We start from the raw sequence: 20,729 nt of genomic DNA, 5'->3' as shown, positions 1-20,729 counted from the left end.
GGATCCCGTGTCGAAAAAAGACGACAAGAAAGCCGCCCAGAAGCGCCTCGAAGCCCTGCAGGTGGCATTGGTCGATACCCAGATCTGGACCATGGCCAATGGCCAGAAGGTGTGCATCCTTCTGGAAGGCCGCGATGCCGCCGGAAAGGATGGCGCCATCAAGCGACTGACTGAATGCCTCTCCGTGCGCAATACGCACGTCATTGCCCTGCCCAAGCCGACCGATTTCGATCGCGGCGCCTGGTGGTTCCAGCGCTATGTCAATCGTCTGCCCTCCACCGGCGAATGGGTCGTCTATAACCGCTCGTGGTATAACCGCGCCGGCGTTGAGAAGGTGATGGGCTTTTCCACGCCCGAGCAGCAGGAAACCTTCATCCGCGACGTGCCCGATTTCGAAAGCATGATCGTGCGCAGCGGCATCACCCTGATCAAGCTGTGGCTCGACATCTCGATGAAGGAACAGAAAGAAAGGCTCGATGACCGCCGGGCCGATCCACGCAAGAAGCTGAAGGTCAGCGATCTCGATCAGGTGGCGCAGGATCGCTGGGCCGACTATTCGGCCGCGCGTGATGACATGCTGCGCCGTTCGCATCATGAACACGGGCCGTGGATCTGCGTCGCTACCAACAGCAAGGTCAAGGCGCGTGAAAACATCCTGCGCCATGTGCTGAAAGTGCTCGATTGCCCCCATGCCGGCCGCGATGTCTCCGCCCCCGATCCGGATATTGTCTTCTCCTATGACGAGGTCATCGAAGGCCGCAAGACCCTGGAACCGTGAACAGTTCAGGAACAGAGAATCGCATGGAAACCTCTGGACATATTCCTGAAAAATAAAAGGTTAAAGTAACCGTTTATTGACTCTGTTTTGGGAGGCTTGCGGCGTTGCTGGCCGCAAAAGGGCTGCCAGTCTGGACAAAAGGTTCAGGGCCTATGATACCCCCCGTGACGCGAAGCGCACATGACGTAAACAGCCAGAAGGCGCCGCCTGCCTCGTCTTTGGCTCCCGCCAAGCGAGCCAGCCTGAAGGAATGCGGCACCTGCAATCTGTGCTGCAAGGTTTACGATATCCCTGACCTGGAAAAGAAATCCGGCCACACCTGCGTCAATGTCCGGCCCGAAGGCGGCTGCGGCGTCTGGGGCCTGCATCCGCAAATCTGCCAGGAATTCAAGTGCCTGTGGCTGAAGCACGATGATATGAACGGCGTGTGGCGGCCTGATCAGGCCGGCTTCGTCCTGCGTCTGGAGCCCAATGGCACGACGCTCGCCGTCGATGTCGATCCCGATCGACCGCACGACTGGCGCCGTCCGCATTATTATGACCAGTTGAAAATCTGGTCCGAGGTGATGCCGAAAAACGAGGGCCTGGTGCTGGTCTATGCACCGGAGGGGCTTTACGTCATCACCCCGATGGAAGACCTGTTCCTGAAAGCCCCCAAGCGCGGCGACATCCTGGAAACCGGTATGGAAGAGAGCCTCTTCGGCCTGCGCCCCTTCGCCCGCGTCATTCCGGCCGCCCAGGTGCGCAAGGATCGCTCACAACTGATGAAACGCCGGGCTTAGCAAGGCACAATTGAGAAGATGACTATCATACCTCCCCATCTTTGATGGGGAGGGGGACCGTCCGGCGAAGCTACTTCAGCGAAGCCGGATGGTGGTGGGGTTTCTTGCTTATTTCCTTCCTAAAACCCCTCGACAATTCCGGCGGCGCGGTTCATCAAAAGCCCATGACCACACACGCCCCGCTTCCCGACGCCGCCAGACTTAACTGGGTCGACCGCCTTGCGCCGCGCGCGCTGCAACCCTGGCTGAAACTGGGCCGGCTCGATCGGCCGATCGGCATCTGGCTGCTGTTCCTGCCCGGCGCCATGGGGCTGGCCTTCGCCATCGCGCACCCCTTCTTCGCCAACAATCTGGACGGCACGGCCCGCCTTTTGCCGCCGCAGGAGGTTCTGCGTTACCATTTTCCGTGGCTCAAACTACTGCTCTTCGCCGTCGGCTCGGTGCTGATGCGCGCCGCAGGCTGCGCCTTCAATGACTTCGTCGATCGTGATTTCGATGCCAAGGTCGAACGCACGCGCGGCCGGCCCATCCCTTCCGGCCAGATCAGCCCCAAACAGGCCCTGGCCTTCGCCGCCGGCTGTTCGCTGATCAGCTTCATGATCCTGATCCAGTTGGGCTGGCTGACCATCGCTCTGGGTGCCGGCTCCCTGCTGCTGGTGGCCGCCTATCCCTTCATGAAACGTATTACCTGGTGGCCGCAGGCGTGGCTGGGCCTGACCTTCAACTGGGGCTTCCTGATGGGCTTTGCCACCGTGACCGGCACGCTTACCCTGCCGGCGCTTCTCTTCTATGCCGGGCTGATCTTCTGGACACTCGGCTACGATACCATCTATGCCCTCCAGGATATCGAGGACGACGCCATGATCGGCGTCAAGTCGAGCGCCCGTGCGCTTGGCAAGCACACGGTCACTGGCGTCAGCCTGTTTTATGGCGCCGCTTCGGTGTTGACCGGCGTGGCTGGATATATTGCCAATCCACCGTTGTCCTACCCAGACGAAACCCTTTTGCAGAGACTCTTGGCGGCTGTGTCAGGTAACGGCCTGCCGCCAATCTTTTTCGTTGGACTTTTGCTCGTAACCACGCATCTTTTCATGCAGATCGTCCGTTTGCGGCCGGATTCTGTCAGGCGAGCGCTGGGAGTCAGCCCTGGCGCTCAAGCTGTTCAAGTCCAACCGCACGACTGGGCTCATATGGTTCTTCAGTTTGCTGGCGGTGCATTTTACCGGGTTTCTTAACACCTAGAGGCAGCATGACACAGTCCCGCAGACTCCTCACCGGCCTGGCCCTGGGCGCCCTGCTTGCCTTTTCCGCCTGCCAGAAAAAGCCGAAAGACGATCAGGCAACCGCGCCCGCCGTGCCGGCGGCGCCCGTGCCCCTGAGCCTCGCCAACTCAAATGCCGATGCCCAGGTCAATCTCACCCTGCCCGAGGCGATCAAGCTCTATCCCGAACTGCATACCCGGCTTTTCAATGAGGCTCAGACCAACCTCACGGCCTTCATGGATCAGGCCCACAAGGACCGCGCCCAGAACAGCGCCGACGGTATAGAGGAACCGCCCTATTATCACAGTATCGTGTGGAAGATCGCCGCCCAGACGCCGCGGCTCGTCTCGGTCTTTTCCGAGGAAGACGATTACCAGGGCGGCGCCCACCCCAACCACACTATCCAGACCCTGCTGTGGGACAAGACCGCCAGGACGGCAATCGACACCAAACGCCTGTTCAGGCCGAGCGCCGATTTCAAGGCCATCGACGCCTATCTCTGCCATCAGGTCGAGGCCGAACGCTCGAAACGCGCCGGTGAACCCGTATCGCAATCCGGCTCCGGCTTTGCCTGCCCGAAGTTCTCCGAAAGCCGCCTGGTGCTGATCCCGGCTGCGGCTGGCGGCAAGGCCGGCGCGATCGAGGCGCTCTACGCCCCTTATGATGTCGGCCCCTATGCCGAAGGGCCGTATGAAATCCGCGTGCCCCAGACCATGCTGGGTGATGTGCTGGCGCCGGAATTTGCCGATCAGTTCGGCGGCGATCCGGTCAAGGACCAGGCCCTGAGCGATCCGGACGCCGAGTGAACGATATAAAGGCGTTTATCCGGGCCCATACCCGCCCTCTGCCTGTGCCTTCCCTGCCGTCGATCCGGCTTTATCAGGCCGATGAGGTCACGCCCCTGTGGCTGATGACCGAACAGGATATGGCGACGCAGCGCCTCGCCCCGCCCTTCTGGGCTTTTGCCTGGTCCGGCGGACAGGCCCTGGCGCGCTATGTCCTGGAGCATCCGGAAATCGTGCGAGGCCGGCGCGTGCTCGATATCGCCTGCGGGTCTGGGCTGGTCGGTATCGCCGCCCGGCTGGTGGGAGCGGAAAGCGTACTGTGCAATGATATCGATCCCTACACCGAAGCCGCTGTAGGGCTGAATGCCAGCCTGAACGGGGTGGAATTGGCTTTCACCGGCGCGGACCTTCTGGCGGGGCCGGCGCCTGATGTCGATCTCATACTGGCCGGTGATATCTGCTATGAAAAACCGATGACGGACGCCATGCTGACATATTTTCGCCGCGCCGCCCTCCACAAGATAGAGGTCTATATCGGCGATCCCCACCGGACCTATTTCCCGAAAACGGGCCTGACCCGGCTGGCGGATTACGATATCCTGACCAATGCCGATATCGAGGAAGCGGCAGTCAAGCCGGCCAGCGTCTGGAAACTGGAAAACTAAACATGCCTGAACACCACAAGATCGACTATATCGAACTTCCCGCTAGCGACTTAGGCGCGGTGAAAGATTTCTACAGCAAGGCATTCGGCTGGAATTTCATCGATTACGGCCCAACCTATGCGGCGCTGGCCGATGCCGGGCTTGATGGCGGCTTCCAAGCCGATCCGGCCGAGGCTTCCGCAAAGCCCCTGGTGATCCTATATAGTGAAGATCTTGAGGCATCGCTTGCCGCCGTCAAGGCACAAGGGGCGGTGATCGTGAAATCGATCTTTGACTTTCCCGGCGGACGGCGGTTTCATTTTACCGATCCGTCGGGTAATGAACTGGCGGTCTGGTCGGATAAGCAGAGGTCCAAGTAGAGGTAACGTGCGTAAGCTTGGCTGGCTTTCCCTGATAGTGCTTGCAGCGGCGATTGCGCAGCCCGCCACGGCGGCGCTTGTCCCGCCGAAACCGCCGACGCCGCAGGAACAGCTCAAGGCCCTGACCGACAAGGCCGAAGGCGGCGATGCCCAGGCGCAATACGACCTGGCCCAGGTCTATTTCGATGGCCTGCTCGATCAGAAGACCGATAAAAAAGCCGCGCTTTCATGGATCACCAGATCGGCCGAGGCCGGCAATGCCAGTGCGCAATACGACCTGGCGGTCGCCTATCGCCTGGGTCACGATGTCAAACCGGATGCCACCCAGGCGCTCACTTGGTATGTAAAGGCAGCCGACCAGGGCCGGGACGAGGCCCGCGCCTTTGTGTGCGAAGCCTATACGCAAAGCGACACGGTCACCCCGGACTGGCCAAAAGCCCTGCCCTATTGCCAGACGGCGGCAGAAAAGGGCGACGCCAACGCGCAATACGCCGTGGGCATGGCCTATCTTGAGGGCCACGGCGTCACGCCCGACAATAGCCTGGCCCTGGCCAGTCTGAAAAAGGCCGCCGATCAGGGCCATGCTGACGCGCTGACCGAACTTGGCGAGATCTACATGATCGGCGACCTGGCGCCGCAGGACCAGACCGAAGCCGTCCACCTGTTCAAGAAGGCGGCTAAACGCGGTGACCGTCAGGCCGTGCGCCTGCTGGCCCATCAGTATGAGACCGGTGCGGGCACGCCGGTCGATATGGGTCGCGCCGCCCGGCTGTACCGTATCCTGGCGCGCGATGACACGGATACCGCCGCGAAGGACTGGCTGAAGGCCCATCCCGATGCCCCGGAAGCTCCGTTGCTCGATCTCGACAAGATACCGCGCGACATCATGTTCTTCGCCACCGAAACCAATGATCCGCGGTTCCAGACCATGGATATCCACGGTTATTACGACCAGTTGAGCGTCTCGGCCTATCCGGTCGATGCCCAGAACGACAAGGTCGGCGGCCGGGCCTCGGCGGAATGCCGCTTTACGGCCTCGGGTGATCTGGATGACTGCGTGCTGACCGAGGAAGACCCGAAGGACTACGGTTTCGGCGCTTCGCTGATGCGGATCATGGATCGTCTCGGCACCTCCGGCAACAAGACCGACTGGGCGAAGCAATATGATGGCAAGTCTCTGCGGCTTTCCATGCGCTGGAAGCCGGACTGATTATTCAAATTCCGGCTTGAAAGGTCCAGGCCGGTAACCGAAATCGGTCGTGGCGGCGCTGTGATCGAACCACAGGTCGGTATTCATGCGCAGCACCATCTGGACATTGCGCTTCAACCGTTTCGGCCGCACCAGATTGGCCACGAAAAAACCGATCCGCCACAGGAGCTCCGGCAGGGCGATAATCACCGGCGCACGGCCGAGCGCCTCGAAAATGCGACGCACCATGGCGGCATAGGTCAGGTCTTCGCCACCGCTGAGATTATATACCTTGTTGAAACTATGCTTCGCCGTCAGGGCCTGCATGGCTGCCGTGGCCAGGTCACGGGCATGAACTGGCTGGCGCAGCCCCTGGCCAGGCCGCAAACCGGAAAAAAGCCGAGCTTGCGGATCAGGTCGGCGATGCGCGTGACGTTCTGGTCCAGACCCTCGTCATAGATCAGAGTCGGCCGCAATATCGTATAGGCCACGCCGCGTGCCTCACAAAAGGCGGTCAGGGTCTCCTCTCCCCCCGCCAGTTTCGCCACCACTTCGCGCTCCGCCGCCTCGCCGGATGCGCCTTTGGTCAGCCGGCTGGTCGAGGAAAAGGCGATGATGCGCTTCATGCCGAGCCCGACCAGACGTTCCAGCAGGACATCCGTGATCAGCCAGATCGGCGCGCAGACAATGACCGCCACAAAGGTGCGGTCCGGCTGGAAGTCATAAGGCTGCGCGGTATCGAGAATGACACCCTGCTTCGCCACAGGCTGGCGCGAACTGTAGCGCACGGACTCTTCCGGCCAGCCAGCCGCCTTGACCGCCTCAGGCATTCGCCGCCCGATCAGGGAGCGTGCGCCGATCACCAGCAAGCCTTTTTTGTCCGTTATCACACTTGTCTCCCAACGAATCCCGACACCTTGGCCGAGTTGCTGCTGGTTTTCAAGCTTGTGGCAAATGCGACACCGGCGCCCATTGCCAGCGCTCGCGTTCCGGCTTATGCGGAGGAGCCGTCTCCGAGCCTGAGTACCAGAGGAACAAAATGGCCGCCTATAAATCCCTGCGTGAATTTATCGATAAACTGGAAGCCGCCGGCGAACTGGTGCGCGTGAAAACACCGGTCTCGACCCATCTCGAAATGACCGAGATCCAGACCCGTCTGCTGGCCGAAGAAGGCCCCGCCGTTCTGTTCGAAAATGTCACTCTGGAAGACGGCACGCCCTCCCCCATGCCCGTCCTGGTCAATCTGTTCGGCAACGTGAAGCGCGTCGCCATGGGTGTGACGTTGGAAGGAAAGGAACGCACCACCGCGCCGGAACTGCGCGAGGTTGGCGAGCTGCTGGCCTTCCTGCGTCAGCCGGAGCCGCCGCGCGGCCTGAAGGATGCCGTAGGTATGCTGCCGCTGATGCAGACCGTGCTTTCGATGCGACCAAAGACGATAAAAACCGCGCCGGTTCAGGAGGTTGTCCTCACCGGCGAAGACATCGATTTAACGAAGCTGCCGATCCAGGGCTGCTGGCCGGGCGAGCCGGCGCCACTGATCACCTGGCCGCTGATCGTCACCAAAGGGCCTTCGGATACGCGTGAGGACGATTACAATCTCGGCATCTACCGGATGCAGGTTCTGGGCAAGGACCGGACCATCATGCGCTGGCTGGCCCATCGTGGCGGCGCGCAGCACCATCGCCGCTGGAAAGCAGAAGGCAAGCGCGAGCCTCTGCCCGCCGCCGCCGTGCTCGGCGCCGATCCGGGGCTTATCCTCGCCGCCGTCACGCCGGTGCCGGATACGCTCTCGGAGTACCAGTTCGCCGGCCTGCTGCGCGGCCAGAAGGCCGAACTGGTGCCGGCCAAGACCGTCCCTCTTATGGTGCCAGCCCATGCCGAAATCGTGCTGGAGGGCCACGTCCTGCTCGATGATTACGCCGATGAAGGCCCTTATGGCGACCATACCGGCTATTACAACAGCGTCGAGAAGTTCCCGATCTTCAAGATCAGCGCCATTACCATGCGCAAAAAGCCAATCTATCTCTCGACCTTTACCGGGCGCCCGCCCGATGAGCCTTCGGTGTTAGGCGAGGCATTAAACGAGGTCTTTATCCCGCTGATCCAGCAGCAGTTTCCGGAAATCGTTGATTTCTGGCTGCCGCCGGAAGGCTGTTCGTATCGCATCGCCGTCATCAGCATGAAGAAAGCCTATCCGGGCCATGCCAAGCGCGTGATGATGGGCGCCTGGTCGTACCTGCGTCAGTTCATGTACACCAAGTGGATAATCGTGGTGGATGACGATATCAATGCCCGCGACTGGAAGGACGTCATGTGGGCGCTCTCCACCCGCATGGACCCGGCGCGTGACATCACGCTCGTGGAAAACACCCCGATCGACTATCTCGACTTTGCCTCGCCGGAATCGGGCTTGGGGTCCAAGATCGGCCTGGACGCCACCAACAAGTGGGCGCCGGAAACCCACCGCGAATGGGGCGAGAAGCTCTATATGGAACAATCCATCATTGATCGCGTGTCGGAAAAGTGGGCCGAGATGGGGCTGCCAGGCTCCGGAAAATCCATCTGGAAATAATCAGACGGCCTTGAGGGCGGTTTGACCGCGCGCCGTCTCTTCAGTCAGATAGGGCAACACCTCTTCGGCCAGCATGGGCCTGGAGAACAGATAGCCTTGAATATAGCGGGCGCGGATCTGGGCCAGCTTGTTCATTTCGCTCTGGGTTTCGACACCTTCGATGACGCAATCCAGGTTCAGGTTTCGACACAGGTCGATGATGGTCTTGATGATTTTCAGCGCCGAACTGTGCTGGAGCAATTGCACAACAAAACTACGATCAATCTTGATTTTATCGACCGGCAGGCGGTGGATATAACTGAAGCTGGAATAGCCGGAACCGAAATCATCGATGGCGATGCGGCACCCCATGGCCTTCAAACGGGCCAGCGCCTCACAAGCCTGCTCGAAATCGGTCAGCATGGCGGTTTCGGTGATCTCGAACTCGATCCGGTGCGGGTCTATCCCTGAGTCGCGCACGGCCTTGCAGATATTGGTGATCGAAATGCCTGAGCGCAGGTCACGCGCCGACAGATTGAAAGACACGCGGGTTTCCGCCGGCCAGTCTCGCACCTGCTTCAGGGCCTTTTCCAATAGAATCAGGGTGATCTGCGTGATCAGGCCGGAGCGCTCCGCCGCCTTGATGAAGATATCCGGCCGCACGCTGCCGAGTTTGCGGCTGTTCCAGCGCGCCAGGGCCTCGAAACTGATGGTGCGGTTTTCAATGACATCGACCTGCGGCTGGAACATGATCGACAGTTCGGCGTCGAGATCGCTGGTGCGCAAGGCCTGGTCCACCTGGCTGAAATCGCGCATCTCGGCTTCGTGCTTGTCGGTGAAGACCACCGGTGCCCCGCGCAGGTTTTGCTTGGCGAAATAGAGTGCGTAATCGGCGCGCTCCAGCAGTTGCGACGGCGTGAACTGGCCGGAGGCACAGCGCACGAAACCGACGCTGCCGGAAATATGGGCGGTCACACTGCCGAGGAAATAGGTATCGCGCAGGGCATCGCAAAGCTGCGTCCCGAAAGCGTCCAGTTCGGCGGGCGTCACATCTCCGTAGAGGATCAGGGCAAATTCATCGCCGCCCATCCGCGCCGCGAAGGCACGCTCACCGCAGACCTGGCGCAACCGGTTGCCGACTTCGATCAGCAGGGCATCACCAACACTGTGGCCGTAGATATCATTGATCGGCTTAAAGCCATCCAGATCGATCAGGGCCAGGTGAAACGGCTTCTGTCCGATGCCGACACCGGCCAGCGCCGCTTCCATGACCTGAAAAAAGCTGCGCCGGTTGGGCAGGCCGGTCAGCACATCGCTGTCGGCCATGGATTGGGCTTCCACGCGCAGTTTTTCCGCAATCACACGCGCCTTCACGGCGCGCAAAAGGGTTTGGCGGACGATATAGGTCAGGAAGGCTGTCAGGGGCAGGATGAGCGCGACCAGCCCGACATTATCGGCATTCATCGGGGTGTGGTGCTGGTGCTTCAACCAGGCAACCGTGAAAATGCACAGCGACACACTGGGGATAACCACCCGCAGGCTCACCCCTGTGGTAGCGAAAACCAGGGCCAGAAAGACGAAATAAACCAGGCGGTCGCTGTCAAAATGCAGGCTCTGGAAAACGACCGGATTGAGATACAGCAGGAAATTGATCGTCAGGCTGGCGATATTCAACTGGTATACACGCCGGGCATTTTTCAGTCCGAAGAAATAGAAATAGAAGCCGGCCAGCATGGTGAGGGCCGACAGGCTGGCCATCAGAACCAATCCCTGGCCGCTTTCGGTCCAGAAACGATTGAGCGTGACCATTATGTAGTAGCCGCCATTGACGAGGCAGAAGCTCGATACGATCGGCTTCATGGCCGATACTTCCTCGACCTCGCTCAGGCTGTCTTCCGCGCTGGCTTGTGTTGACCGGTTATTCAGCAAGGTGGCAAAGATCGACTTCATCCAACGCAACATTACCGGTCCAACCCTGTTTTAAACGCATCAGGCGCGGCCTGACCGCGACATTCATAAGGGCCACACATAAAAAAAGCGCTAATCTGCGGTAATTTAATGCTGCACAGGCCGTCTTTTATCGCGGAAAGTGGATTTTTACCCAGTACGTATAGGCACCAGATTTTTCAAACATGCGGTTTAAATTGTCACAAACGAGACTTGCTTTCACGTCCTCGCCGGGCCTATAGAATTTTCATGTTGCAAACGCGAAACGACACCCAAAACGCTTCGGCAGACACCCGGTTCGAGCGCCTCGAACACCTCCTGGCCGCAGCCCGCAAGGCCGGCGCCGATGCCTGCGAAGCCGTCTTCGCTGAAAGCCGCTCCCTGTCGGTCGGTGTACGCAAGGGCGCGGTCGAAACCGTCGAGCGCGATGAAAACAGCGACCTCGGCCTGCGCGTTTTCGTCGGCCAGAAACAGGCGCTCGTTTCGGTTTCCGAGTTTTCACAAGCGACGCTGGATCGCCTGGTCGAGCGCGCCGTCGCCATGGCGAAACTGGCGCCGGATGATGCCTATGCCGGCCTGGCTGACCCCGCCCTGCTGTATAAAGGCGCCCCCGTCGATCTCCAGCTTTTTGACGACACGCATCTCAGCGCCGAAAGCCTGCAACAACGCGCGCTCGATATCGAAGCCGCCGGCTTGTCAATTGGCAATGATGCCCTTCAGAGCGATGCCGCCAGCACGGGCTATGTCCAGAACCAGTGGTCGATGCTGACCTCGGATGGCTTTCGCGGCCACCACCAAACCAGCCTGTTCTTCCAGTCGGGCCGTTATATCGCCACCGACGCCGACGGCAATATGGAGCGCGATGGCGAAGGCCGCAGCGTGCGCTTTGCCTCGGACCTGCCGGACGTAACCGAAACCGGCCGTATTGCCGCCGAACGCGCTCTGGCGGCGCTTGGCGCCCGCAAAATCGAGACACAAAAAGCCACGGTCATTTTCGACAAGCGCATCGCCAAGTCGCTGATCAGCCAGTTCATCGGCGCCATATCGGGCAGCATGATTGCGCGCGGTTCCAGCTTCCTGAAGGACAGGCTCGGCCAGCAACTGTTCGATTCGTCCGTGCAAATCATCGATAATCCGCTGCGCGTGCGCGGCCTCGGCTCCTGCCTCTTCGATGATGAAGGCGTGGCCGTCAGCGAACGCGCTATTATCCGTGATGGCGTGCTCGGCGGCTGGCTGCTCAACAGTTCGGCCGCCAGGCAACTCGGCATGACCTCCACCGGCCATGCCTCGCGCAGCCTGGCCAATGCGCCGGGCGTATCGACGCACAATGTCACACTCAGCGCGGGCACGGAAACACCGGAAAGCCTGATGGCCTCGGCCGGAAAAGGCGTGATCGTTACCTCCATGTTCGGTCCCAGCGTCAATAACGACACCGGCGACTGGTCGGCCGGCGCCTCCGGGTTCTGGTTTGAAAATGGCGTCATTGCCTATCCGGTCAATGAAATCACCGTGGCGGGCAATCTGATCGATATCTACAGCCGCCTCGTGCCCGCCAGCGATCTGGAAATCAAAGGCACGCTCGATACACCGAGCCTGCTGGTCGAAGCCTTGAGCGTCGGAGGCAAATAATGCGCGATGACCACGCGACAGACCTTGAACTGATTATCGACAAGGTTCGTCGCGCCGGCGCGCTCGCCCAGCATATCAAAACAAACGGCCTGAAGACCAGCTACAAGTCCGACGGTTCTATCGTTACCAATGCCGATACCGAGGTCAATCTGTGGCTGAAGGAAGCCCTGCTCGCCGCCCGCCCCGACTATGGCTGGCAGAGCGAGGAAGAGGCGGACAACGCCGAGCGCCTGACGTCTTTACGCACCTTTGTGCTCGATCCGATCGACGGCACGATGGGCCTCTCCAAGGGCAGCCCCTACTGGACCATCGCCCTGGCCGTCATCGAAGCCAACCAACCGGTGGCCGCCGCCGTGTACGCGCCCGACTCGAATGAAATGTACGCGGCCGCCTTCGGTGAAGGCGCCTGGCTGAACGGCGAGCAGATTTATGCCAGCCAGCGCGACACATTGGAAGACGCCGAGGTTCTGGGCGATGCCCGCCTGTTCGGCAGGGACATCTGGCCCCTGCCCTGGCCGCGCCTCAGTGTCCATTCGCGTCCGTCCGTGGCCTACCGCATGGTCAGCGTCGCGGCCGGCAAGGCCGATTTCACCCTGGCCCTGACACCGAAACGCGACTGGGACGTGGCCGCCGCCACCCTGATCGCCCAGGAGGCTGGCGCGGTGGTTTCGGACCATTTAGGCAATCCTTATGGATTCAATGCTATAGACAGCCTCAAACCCAGCCTGATCTGCGCGGGCGCGCCGCTTTTCGATGAAATCATCCGGCGGTGTGCTCACCTGGAAACACTGTAATATCAAAGAGTAAGAATATGAGCGACAAGCAACTCCTCCATCTCGTCATAGGCGGCGAACTGACCGACCTTAACGGCACCACCTTCAAAGATCTGAAAAAGATCGAGTTTGTCGGCGCCTATCCGAACAACGCCGAAGCCGTCCTGGCCTGGCGTTCCAAGGCGCAATCAACCGTTGACAACGCCCTGATGCGCTATTTCGTCATCCACGCCCACAAGCTGATCGATCCTTCGACCGACGATCACAGCCACTAAACACCTTAAATCCTCCCCTCTTGGAAGGGGAGGATTTCCTAAACCTTCAGTATCAATTCTTCATATATTTTCGTAGCATAAAGGGGATCTGACAGTGCCTTGTTGGTGAACCGGCTATCGCCTGCGGTGACCTCATACAGAATATGCGAGGCGATCTCGTCAGGGATGCTATCAGGCCGGGATTTGTAACGCGGCAGTTCAACTTCAGCCAGGACTACAAAATTCCTACCGGCTGAATCGTGCAGGAAGTCGACCACCCATTCGGCTTCGCCAATATGTTTTTCGTATCGCGTCTTCTCCAGCGTCTCAATACGTTGTGACCACAACAGATCGAAATCATCTTTTGAAAGAGTCTGCTCAATCTCAACCAATTCGCTCGCCTGCGGAATCCACTTCTTATAGGTGAAGACATAGTCGGCATTGATCTGGCGAATACGCGGACCATCGCCGAGATAGGCTTGACGGATATCGTGCCTTTCCCAGCCACCTAAGATGGTGGCATCGAAATCGAGTGGCAGAATATATTTCAACTCGTTTTCGATCGGCATGAATTACTCCCGTTTCAATAACTTATCGGTCAGCAGGGTGCCCCACCAACTGGCCTTGAAGGTGGCTTTCAGCTTGTCCGGATCGTAGTCCGGCCCCTGCGTCCAGTCCCAGAAGCTGATTCCTTTAGGCTCAATATCGCGCAGGTAAACCTCGAACACATAGTCGAGCACTCCGGTATGTCCGGCCTTCATGTGCAGGGTACGCAACCCCAATTCCTTTGCCGAATCGCTGATCGAATGCCCCAGGTGAAAATGGCGGTAAAGCACGCTCATCATGCCGGCGCGGTCGGCGCCCGACTTGCAATGCAGCAGGGCCGGATATTCGATGCGCTCAAACAGGGCCTTCGCCTCGCGGAACTCCGCCGCGGTCGGCAGGCTGCGCGAGGTCAGGCCGAAATCTTCGAGTTTCAGCCCCAGCTTTTCGCAGGCGTGCTTTTCGAGATAGTAGAAAGACCCCTTCCCGCCACGCAGGTTGATGACGGTCTTCACCCCCTGCTTTTTCCACCACGCCAGTTGGAACGGCCACGGCTGATTGGTCCGCACCATGTCCGGCCCGATCCAGTGGGCATTGGTGAAGCCGATTCGCAGGTAAGCGTGGTCTGCCCAAAGATAATGCAGATAGGTGGTGAACAGCCCCCATTTGGTATCCGTCGGAAACGGCTTCACATGCGATTTTTTAGGGAGCAGCTTCAAGAACGCCTCGACTGTGGATTCGCACTGCAAATAACACATAAACAGGCGACAGGTTTGAAGAAATCACGCATAAGCCTATATAATCGCTCATAAAGCCTTTTCCATACCAAGCATGACCAACACGCCGATCACCGCCGCGACTGAAATGCGCACCTCCGCGCTGGTCGCCCGCGTGTGGTCGCAATACCTGGCGCCTCAGAAGGGTCTGCTCGGCTTCGCCATCGCCTGCGCTGTACTCGTGGCGGTGACCACGACCGTGGTGGTCGGCTGGCTAGATCCGGCCATCAATCTGCTGTTTCACGTTAACAGCGCCGATGACCGCATCACGCCGCACCTGCCGGCATGGATCAGTGCGCATCCGCTGGTCTCCGTGCCGGCCGTGATTATCGTCTTCGGACTCCTGCGTTTTGCCGGCCAGCGCGGCCTGACCACGACGCTGAACCGCGTTGGCAATCAACTGGTCGGCCGTATCCAGGAGCAACTGTTCTCCCGGCTTGTCCGCGCCGATCTCGGTCATCTGCAAAAAGCCCATTCCGGCCAGTACTTATCGTCGGTTCTTTACGATGCGGATCAGGTGAGAGACGCGGCTTCGACCGGGCTGGTGCAATATATCCAGGCGCTTTTGCTTGTCATCGGCAATCTGGCTTTCATGGTCTGGACCGACTGGTCGATGACCCTGCTGGTGCTGGTGGCAGGGCCCATTATTGGCGCGGTCATGGGCAAATATCTGAAAGCCACCCGCAAGGCCGCCCAGGGCGCCATGGCCGAGACCTCATCGCTTTCCACCGCCGTCATGGAAAGCCTCGATGGCGTCAAGATCGTCAAGATCGCCAACCAGGAAGCCGCCGAAGAGGCGCGCGTAGGCCAAGTCATCCGCCGCCGGCAAGGCTTCCTGATCAAGGGGGCCAATGCCCGCTCGATGGCCGCCCCGGCCACCGAAGTCCTGACTGCCTTCCTGTTGGCGGGTCTGCTGGCCTTCGCCGGCTGGCGCGCGCAGGCCGGTCACCTGACCGTCGCCGGCCTGTTCGCCTATGTCGCCGCGCTCGGCACCGCCAGTCAGGCCCTGCGCCAACTGGCTGGCCTGCAAGGCACCTTCACGCAAGGTCTGACCGCTGCCCGCCGGCTTTTTGCCGCGCTCGATATCGAGCCGGAAATCGTCGATGCTGCCAATGCCAAACCACTGGACCGCGATTTCAAGACTATCACCTTCGATCGTACCGGTTTTGCCTATGGCGAAGCCCCTGTGCTACGGGATGTCAGTTTCACCGCCAGGGCCGGGGAAAGCATCGCCCTGGTCGGGCCGTCCGGCTCCGGAAAATCAACATTGCTTAATCTGCTGCCGCGCTTCTATGACCTCACCGGCGGGGATATACGATTCGATGATATCAGCCACCGCGCCATGTCGATCACATCCTTGCGCAGCCGCATCGCCCTGGTGACGCAAGACCCGTTCCTGTTCGACGACACGATCCGCGCCAATATCGCCTATGGCAATCCCCACGCCACACCTGAGCAGATCGAACAGGCCGCCAGGGACGCCGCCGCCGATAACTTTATCACCGCCTTGCCCCAAGGCTACGATACCCGCGTCGGCGAAGCCGGTTCGCGGCTTTCCGGCGGCCAGAAGCAGCGCATCGCCATTGCCCGCGCCTTCCTGAAGGACGCCCCGCTCCTGCTGCTCGATGAGGCGACCTCGGCGCTCGATACTCAGTCCGAAATCAAGGTGCAGGAAGCGCTGGAACGCCTGATGAAAGGGCGGACCACCTTCATGATCGCCCATCGTCTCTCCACCATTCGCCACGCCAGCCAGATTCTGGTGCTGGATCAGGGGCAAATCGTCGAGCGCGGCACGCACGACCAGTTGATACGTAAAGGCGGTCTCTATGCCAGCCTGGCCGCCACCCAGTTCGGCGCCCCTGTACCGGAGGCCGCGCAATGAAGGATATCCTCCAGTCGCCCTTCATGCAGGATCTGATCGCCGGTACGCTCGTCGGCTATCTGAAATTCTGTTATCGAACAACGCGCTGGACCATAGAAAATCAACCCCCGGTTGAAGCCATCTGGGACGGCAAGGGGCCGGTCGTGCTGATGTTCTGGCATGGCCGACTGCATCTGGGCCATGCGTCTTGGCCACGCGATCGCGGTCAGCCGGTCTGCGTGCTGGCCTCCATGTCGAAAAGCGGCGAGGTCAGCATGAAGATCAATACCCGCTTCGGCTACCATTCGATTCGCGGCTCCTCGGCCAAGAAATCCGACCCGACCAAGCAGAAGGGCGGCGCCCAGGCCTTCCGCGAACTGATCCGCTGGATACGCGGAGACAAAGACACCGGTGGCCGCTGCGTCGCCATGACGCCGGATGGCCCGCGCGGTCCGGCGCGGGTGATGACCGAAGGCTCGCTCAAGCTATCGCAGATGTCCGGCGCGCCGCTGGTCGTGCTAGGACAATCGACAAAGAACTATCTCGAATTCAAGACCTGGGACCGGATGCGCATTCCCCTGCCCTTCTCACGCGGCGCCATGGTCTGGGGCGTACTGCCAGCCATTCCGGCCGATACCGATGAAACAGAGATGGAAGCCCTGCGGCTTCAGGCCGAGAAGGCCCTGACCGGTGTGACCGACCGCGCCGATGAGATACTGGGCCTAGTCCCGCAAGGGGCATCATGAGCCTGTCCTTATCCCTCTATCAACGATTGATGGGCACGGCGCATATCATCGCCCCCGGCCTGCTGCAAAGGCGTGTTCAGCGCGGCAAGGAAGACGCCGCACGCTGGCGCGAAAAGCTCGGCCAGACGGATCGTCCCCGTCCGGAAGGCCAACTTGTCTGGTTTCATGGCGTCAGCGTCGGCGAAAGCCTGTCGGTCCTGCCGGTGATCGTGGCCCTGTCGGTCGAGCGGCCGGACCTCAACATCCTGATCACCTCGGCCACAACCACCTCCGCGGATATTCTGGCCAAGCGTTTGCCCAAGGGCGTGATCCATCAGTACGCGCCGCTTGATACGCCACAGGCGGTCACGGGTTTTCTCGATCACTGGCGCCCTGACCTGGCCATCTTTATCGAAAGCGATATCTGGCCCACCCAGTTGCAGGCACTAACCCAACGCCACACGCCGCATGTCCTGCTCAGTGCCCGGATCACCGAAAAAACCTACAAAGGCTGGCAGCGTTTTAAGGGCGCCATGCGTTCGCTTCTGGCAGGCTACAGCCTGATCATGGCGCAGGACAAGGCCAGCGAGGACCGCCTGAAAGCCATGGGCGTAACGCCCGGCCCGCGCGCCAATCTGAAGACCCTCGGCACTGCGCCGCCAGTCGATTCCAAAGCCCTGGCAGATCTGAAGAAGCAGATCGGCAAACAGTTCGTCTATTTCGCTGCCAGCACCCATTATGGCGAGGACAGCCTGATCGCCAAGGCGCTCGAACCGGCGCTGTGGGGCGGCGACCTGCTGATCTCGCCCCTCGCCACCCGATCCGCGCCGGCGAAATCCGGCTTGATCTTCAGGCGATGGGGCTGAAGGTGGCGCAGCGCTCAAAAAACGAGCCGGTTACCAGCCAGACCCATGTCTACCTTGCCGACACTCTGGGCGAACTTGGCCTGTTCTTCTCGGTGGCCGGCATTACCCTCATGGGCGGCAGCTTTCTTGAAGGCATCGGCGGCCACAATCCGCTCGAAGCCGCGCGCCTCGGCAAGTGCGTCATCACCGGCCCGGATATCGCTAACTGGGCGGGCATCTATGCCGACCTGCTCGACGCCGACGCCGGGTTCCGCGTCAAGGGCACGGCCGAACTGGGCTTCCTCCTGAGCCAGCTTCGCCAGCACCCCGAAGTCGTGAAGACCACCGACAAGCGCGCCCTGGAAGTCAGCCGTAAGGAGGCCGACACGCTCGATGTCGTGTGGACGGCGCTCGAACCCTTGCTGCCACCGAAAGCCGCGAAAAGCGCCCATGGCTATTAAGACCCCCGACTGGTGGTATAAGCGATACGCCGCCGGCGCGCCGTGGTGGCGTTTCCTGTTGTGGCCGCTGTCGCTGGTTTGGCTTGCGGTCAATGCGTTCAAGGCCGCCAATGCCCGCCCCTACCGCTCCTCGCTGTACGTTATCAGCGTCGGCAACCTGACGCTCGGCGGTTCCGGCAAGACACCGATCACCGGCGCCCTGCTCGACCTGCTGGCGCCCGAAGCCGTCGGTCTGTCGCGCGGTCATGGCGGCAGCCTCCCCGGCCCGATCAATATTGATCCGCACACACATACGGCCGCCGAAGTCGGTGACGAACCCCTGATGCTGGCGCAGGACCATCCCTTCGTCATCGCCCGTGACCGCGCCGCCGGCCTGCGTCTGATCGAGAAGCAGCGCAGGGCACCGAAGCCAAAGATCGTCATCGTCGATGACGCCCACCAGAACCTGAAGATCGTCAAGGATCTGCATATTCTCGTCATCGATGGCGATACACGCAACGGCGCGTGGCCGTTCGGCGATGGCGGTGTCTGCCCTTACGGGCCCATGCGCGAGCCACTCAAACAGGGCCTGGCGCGCGCCGATATCTTTGTGTTGTGGATGCCGGACGAAGAGGCCCAACCCGATCCGGACCTGATGGCGCTGCTGGGCGAAAAGCCGGTCTTTATCGCGCGACTTCAGGCTCAGGCTCCGGCGATCCCTGCGCCAGTTTATGGCTTTGCCGGCATCGCCAAGCCGTGGAAGTTCGAGGCCACGCTACGCAGCGAAGGTTATGATATCGCCGGTTTTGACAGCTTTCCGGATCATGCCGCCCTCACAATCGCTGAGCTGGAAGCGCTGGCGGCAAAGGCCGCAGCCGCAAACGCCCGGCTGATCACCACACAAAAGGACTGGATCAAGCTTGATCCCGCCTGGCGCGCCCGCATCGCCTGCCTGCCGATTACCGCGAGATCTGATGACGAAGCCGGCCTGCTGGCTCTGATCCGGGCGCGACAGGGCTGACTTGCCTTCCATCGTCAATTGCGCTTAGAATGACGCAGATAATAAAAAATAATGCCAAATAAACAATTTGGTCGGAGGAGATAAGAGTGTTCAGTAAACTGGCAGGCACGGCCCTGGCTTTGGCCTTGTGCGCAGGGTTGATGGTTTCACCCGCAAAAGCGCAGACGCCATTTCAACCGCTCACGCCCGAAGCGCAGGTGGCGAAAATGGGCGCCGGCATCAATGTCATCGGCGGCTATGATGCCTGGTGGGATGGCGGTGAAACAAAATTCAGCCTCAGTGATTTCGACAAGATCCGCGCGGCTGGTTTTTCGACCGTGCGCATTCCCTTGTTCACTTTCAAGCATCTGGACAAGGACGGCCACCTGGATGCCGCCTATTTCAAGCGCATCGATCAGGTGGTCGATGCGGCCCTGTCCAATGGCCTGATTGTCATTCTCGACGAGCACGATTTCGAAACCTGCGCCAAGGATGCCGATGCCTGCGCCACCGGCCTGAGCAATGTCTGGTATGAGTTGTCCGAGCATTTCAAGGCCGCACCCAATAGCGTCATCTTCGAACTGCTCAATGAGCCGAACGGCCAGGTCGATGACAAGATCTGGAATTCCCTGGCTGGTCGATCTGCTGGCGATTGTGCGCGAGACCAATCCGGAGCGCAATGTCATCATCGGCCCGACGCACTGGAACAGTCGCAACGACCTGCCCCTGTTGAAGTTACCGGAAAATGACCGGCATATCATCGTGACCTTCCACTATTACGACCCATTCCATTTCACCCATCAGGGCGCTTCATGGGCCGATCCCGAAACCCAGAAACTCAGCGGCATTCGCTGGCAAGGGAAACCGGAAGAAGTGGCGGCGATCAATGCCGATTTCGACAAGGTGGCGGACTGGTCAAAGGCGTCGAACCGGCCCATCTTCCTTGGGGAATTTGGCGCCTACGACAAGTACGGCAAATTGGAAGACCGCGCCCTGTGGACGCGGGCCGTATCGGATTCAGCCCACAAACATGGATTTGCCACAGCCTACTGGTACTGGGATGGTGGTTTTGGTGTCTATGACGCCGAAAAGAAGGTATGGGTGAAACCGATTCTGGACGCCCTCGTTCCCAAAGGTAAATAATGGTCGCAAAAGCGAAACGACAATTGGAAGACACCGCCCTGGTGGATGGTGTATCTTACCGCTGGCACATCCACCGCGAGCCGCAATGGGCTTCGGTGGATGGTGCCAAGGGCCTGTGCCTTTCCGTGCAGCACGCCGAAAATCCGCAAAAGGTGCTGCTGCTGGAATATCCGTTTCCAAAGCCCAGCCGCCATGCCCAGCGACCGAAAATCGACAAGCGCGATGTGGCGATTCAAATAGGCAAGGCCATTGCCGATGGCTGGGAGCCGGAATCACGCGGCAAGCCTTTCACCTACATGATCGAAGGCTGATCTTTAAACTCACCCGCCTTTAGGCCAGAGCTTTGCGGCGAGTAGCAGGAGGCTAGCGCCGCAGATACACTTGTACCTGCAAGCGACGCCGACGCACTAATCGGCCAAAGA

The 20,729-nt window shown here is 60.1% G+C and carries 24 protein-coding genes; 19 read left to right on the top strand and 5 right to left on the bottom strand.

Annotation, left to right across the window (positions count from 1 at the left end; all coding sequences use genetic code 11):
- Window positions 1-7: 7 nt before the first annotated feature.
- The 7 genes from NVV72_14395 (at window position 8) to NVV72_14365 (ending at window position 5,841) form a co-directional block, all read left to right on the top strand.
- Window positions 8-778, top strand: coding sequence for a polyphosphate kinase 2 (locus tag NVV72_14395; GenBank protein ID MCR6660464.1), 771 nt, complete (start codon window positions 8-10; stop codon window positions 776-778).
- Window positions 779-942: 164 nt separating this feature from the next.
- On the top strand, window positions 943-1,560 hold the full coding sequence (locus tag NVV72_14390; GenBank protein ID MCR6660463.1) for a hypothetical protein: 618 nt from the start codon (window positions 943-945) through the stop codon (window positions 1,558-1,560).
- Between the two features lie 164 nt (window positions 1,561-1,724).
- Complete coding sequence (gene ubiA / locus NVV72_14385) at window positions 1,725-2,795, top strand: 4-hydroxybenzoate octaprenyltransferase (protein MCR6660462.1); 1,071 nt, start codon at window positions 1,725-1,727, stop codon at window positions 2,793-2,795.
- Window positions 2,796-2,809: 14 nt separating this feature from the next.
- On the top strand, window positions 2,810-3,628 hold the full coding sequence (locus tag NVV72_14380) for a DUF3298 and DUF4163 domain-containing protein (protein MCR6660461.1): 819 nt from the start codon (window positions 2,810-2,812) through the stop codon (window positions 3,626-3,628).
- Entirely contained in the window at window positions 3,625-4,272 is a 648-nt protein-coding gene (locus NVV72_14375; protein MCR6660460.1) for a 50S ribosomal protein L11 methyltransferase, read from the top strand. The genes NVV72_14380 and NVV72_14375 overlap by 4 nt, the downstream gene beginning before the upstream one ends.
- A gap of 2 nt (window positions 4,273-4,274) precedes the next feature.
- Entirely contained in the window at window positions 4,275-4,631 is a 357-nt protein-coding gene (locus tag NVV72_14370) for a VOC family protein (GenBank protein ID MCR6660459.1), read from the top strand.
- A 7-nt stretch (window positions 4,632-4,638) separates the two neighbouring features.
- Window positions 4,639-5,841 (top strand): sel1 repeat family protein, encoded by a 1,203-nt coding sequence (locus tag NVV72_14365; protein ID MCR6660458.1) that lies wholly within the window; start codon window positions 4,639-4,641, stop codon window positions 5,839-5,841.
- Here the strand turns inward: NVV72_14365 and NVV72_14360 are convergent, their stop codons facing one another.
- Both NVV72_14360 and NVV72_14355 read right to left on the bottom strand, forming a co-directional pair.
- On the bottom strand, window positions 5,842-6,147 hold the full coding sequence (locus tag NVV72_14360) for a hypothetical protein (protein ID MCR6660457.1): 306 nt from the start codon (window positions 6,145-6,147) through the stop codon (window positions 5,842-5,844). It lies immediately after the preceding gene.
- Window positions 6,135-6,710: an NAD-dependent epimerase/dehydratase family protein gene (locus NVV72_14355; protein ID MCR6660456.1), complete on the bottom strand. Its 576-nt coding sequence runs from the start codon at window positions 6,708-6,710 to the stop codon at window positions 6,135-6,137. Before NVV72_14355 ends, NVV72_14360 begins: the two co-directional genes overlap by 13 nt.
- Window positions 6,711-6,859: 149 nt before the next feature.
- Here NVV72_14355 and NVV72_14350 point away from each other — a divergent pair, with 149 nt between their 5' ends.
- On the top strand, window positions 6,860-8,392 hold the full coding sequence (locus NVV72_14350) for a UbiD family decarboxylase (protein ID MCR6660455.1): 1,533 nt from the start codon (window positions 6,860-6,862) through the stop codon (window positions 8,390-8,392).
- Here NVV72_14350 and NVV72_14345 read toward each other — a convergent pair whose 3' ends face one another.
- Window positions 8,393-10,333 (bottom strand): EAL domain-containing protein, encoded by a 1,941-nt coding sequence (locus NVV72_14345; protein MCR6660454.1) that lies wholly within the window; start codon window positions 10,331-10,333, stop codon window positions 8,393-8,395.
- A 234-nt stretch (window positions 10,334-10,567) separates the two neighbouring features.
- On the opposite strand from NVV72_14345, the gene NVV72_14340 reads away from it, so the two are divergent.
- Genes NVV72_14340 through NVV72_14330 form a run of 3 tightly spaced genes read left to right on the top strand, consistent with a single transcriptional unit; the run spans window position 10,568 to window position 12,995 of the window.
- A complete protein-coding gene (locus tag NVV72_14340) occupies window positions 10,568-11,947 on the top strand; it encodes a TldD/PmbA family protein (protein MCR6660453.1) in 1,380 nt (459 codons plus the stop codon).
- On the top strand, window positions 11,947-12,741 hold the full coding sequence (locus NVV72_14335) for a 3'(2'),5'-bisphosphate nucleotidase CysQ (GenBank protein MCR6660452.1): 795 nt from the start codon (window positions 11,947-11,949) through the stop codon (window positions 12,739-12,741). Before NVV72_14340 ends, NVV72_14335 begins: the two co-directional genes overlap by 1 nt.
- Window positions 12,742-12,758: 17 nt before the next feature.
- Window positions 12,759-12,995, top strand: coding sequence for a DUF4170 domain-containing protein (locus tag NVV72_14330; GenBank protein ID MCR6660451.1), 237 nt, complete (start codon window positions 12,759-12,761; stop codon window positions 12,993-12,995).
- A gap of 38 nt (window positions 12,996-13,033) precedes the next feature.
- Here the strand turns inward: NVV72_14330 and NVV72_14325 are convergent, their stop codons facing one another.
- A complete protein-coding gene (locus NVV72_14325) occupies window positions 13,034-13,543 on the bottom strand; it encodes a hypothetical protein (GenBank protein MCR6660450.1) in 510 nt (169 codons plus the stop codon).
- A 3-nt stretch (window positions 13,544-13,546) separates the two neighbouring features.
- Window positions 13,547-14,236: a protein tyrosine phosphatase gene (locus tag NVV72_14320; GenBank protein ID MCR6660449.1), complete on the bottom strand. Its 690-nt coding sequence runs from the start codon at window positions 14,234-14,236 to the stop codon at window positions 13,547-13,549.
- Between the two features lie 112 nt (window positions 14,237-14,348).
- Here NVV72_14320 and NVV72_14315 point away from each other — a divergent pair, with 112 nt between their 5' ends.
- The 8 genes from NVV72_14315 to NVV72_14280 all read left to right on the top strand — a co-directional run bounded on the left by NVV72_14315 (window position 14,349) and on the right by NVV72_14280 (window position 20,618).
- Entirely contained in the window at window positions 14,349-16,175 is a 1,827-nt protein-coding gene (locus NVV72_14315) for an ABC transporter ATP-binding protein/permease (GenBank protein MCR6660448.1), read from the top strand.
- Window positions 16,172-16,900 (top strand): lysophospholipid acyltransferase family protein, encoded by a 729-nt coding sequence (locus tag NVV72_14310; protein MCR6660447.1) that lies wholly within the window; start codon window positions 16,172-16,174, stop codon window positions 16,898-16,900. Before NVV72_14315 ends, NVV72_14310 begins: the two co-directional genes overlap by 4 nt.
- Entirely contained in the window at window positions 16,897-17,745 is an 849-nt protein-coding gene (locus tag NVV72_14305; GenBank protein MCR6660446.1) for a hypothetical protein, read from the top strand. The genes NVV72_14310 and NVV72_14305 overlap by 4 nt, the downstream gene beginning before the upstream one ends.
- Window positions 17,661-18,185 carry a hypothetical protein gene (locus NVV72_14300; GenBank protein MCR6660445.1) on the top strand — a complete coding sequence of 175 codons (525 nt, stop codon included), beginning with the start codon at window positions 17,661-17,663 and terminating at the stop codon, window positions 18,183-18,185. Before NVV72_14305 ends, NVV72_14300 begins: the two co-directional genes overlap by 85 nt.
- On the top strand, window positions 18,175-19,185 hold the full coding sequence (gene lpxK, locus NVV72_14295) for a tetraacyldisaccharide 4'-kinase (GenBank protein ID MCR6660444.1): 1,011 nt from the start codon (window positions 18,175-18,177) through the stop codon (window positions 19,183-19,185). Before NVV72_14300 ends, lpxK begins: the two co-directional genes overlap by 11 nt.
- A gap of 86 nt (window positions 19,186-19,271) precedes the next feature.
- Entirely contained in the window at window positions 19,272-19,913 is a 642-nt protein-coding gene (locus NVV72_14290; GenBank protein ID MCR6660443.1) for a glycoside hydrolase family 5 protein, read from the top strand.
- Window positions 19,819-20,307, top strand: a complete 489-nt coding sequence (locus NVV72_14285; protein MCR6660442.1) for a glycoside hydrolase family 5 protein — start codon at window positions 19,819-19,821, stop codon at window positions 20,305-20,307. The genes NVV72_14290 and NVV72_14285 overlap by 95 nt, the downstream gene beginning before the upstream one ends.
- A gap of 23 nt (window positions 20,308-20,330) precedes the next feature.
- Window positions 20,331-20,618, top strand: a complete 288-nt coding sequence (locus tag NVV72_14280; protein ID MCR6660441.1) for a hypothetical protein — start codon at window positions 20,331-20,333, stop codon at window positions 20,616-20,618.
- Window positions 20,619-20,729 lie beyond the last annotated feature (111 nt).

Source organism: Asticcacaulis sp. (assembly GCA_024707255.1).
In the GTDB taxonomy this organism is placed as follows: Bacteria; Pseudomonadota; Alphaproteobacteria; order Caulobacterales; family Caulobacteraceae; genus Asticcacaulis.
This window is presented reverse-complemented; position numbering and strand designations above follow the sequence as displayed.

Excerpts from the sequence above, each read along its gene's own strand:
- NVV72_14330 (MCR6660451.1), top strand. The coding sequence starts at position 12,759 with ATGAGCGACAAGCAACTCCTCCATCTCGTCATAGGCGGCGAACTGACC.
- NVV72_14350 (MCR6660455.1), top strand. The coding sequence starts at position 6,860 with ATGGCCGCCTATAAATCCCTGCGTGAATTTATCGATAAACTGGAAGCC.
- lpxK (MCR6660444.1), top strand. The coding sequence starts at position 18,175 with ATGGCTATTAAGACCCCCGACTGGTGGTATAAGCGATACGCCGCCGGC.
- ubiA (MCR6660462.1), top strand. The coding sequence starts at position 1,725 with ATGACCACACACGCCCCGCTTCCCGACGCCGCCAGACTTAACTGGGTC.
- NVV72_14325 (MCR6660450.1), bottom strand. The coding sequence starts at position 13,543 with ATGCCGATCGAAAACGAGTTGAAATATATTCTGCCACTCGATTTCGAT.
- NVV72_14345 (MCR6660454.1), bottom strand. The coding sequence starts at position 10,333 with ATGTTGCGTTGGATGAAGTCGATCTTTGCCACCTTGCTGAATAACCGG.
- NVV72_14380 (MCR6660461.1), top strand. The coding sequence starts at position 2,810 with ATGACACAGTCCCGCAGACTCCTCACCGGCCTGGCCCTGGGCGCCCTG.
- NVV72_14315 (MCR6660448.1), top strand. The coding sequence starts at position 14,349 with ATGACCAACACGCCGATCACCGCCGCGACTGAAATGCGCACCTCCGCG.
- NVV72_14335 (MCR6660452.1), top strand. The coding sequence starts at position 11,947 with ATGCGCGATGACCACGCGACAGACCTTGAACTGATTATCGACAAGGTT.
- NVV72_14360 (MCR6660457.1), bottom strand. The coding sequence starts at position 6,147 with ATGCAGGCCCTGACGGCGAAGCATAGTTTCAACAAGGTATATAATCTC.
- NVV72_14305 (MCR6660446.1), top strand. The coding sequence starts at position 16,897 with ATGAGCCTGTCCTTATCCCTCTATCAACGATTGATGGGCACGGCGCAT.
- NVV72_14310 (MCR6660447.1), top strand. The coding sequence starts at position 16,172 with ATGAAGGATATCCTCCAGTCGCCCTTCATGCAGGATCTGATCGCCGGT.
- NVV72_14370 (MCR6660459.1), top strand. The coding sequence starts at position 4,275 with ATGCCTGAACACCACAAGATCGACTATATCGAACTTCCCGCTAGCGAC.
- NVV72_14340 (MCR6660453.1), top strand. The coding sequence starts at position 10,568 with ATGTTGCAAACGCGAAACGACACCCAAAACGCTTCGGCAGACACCCGG.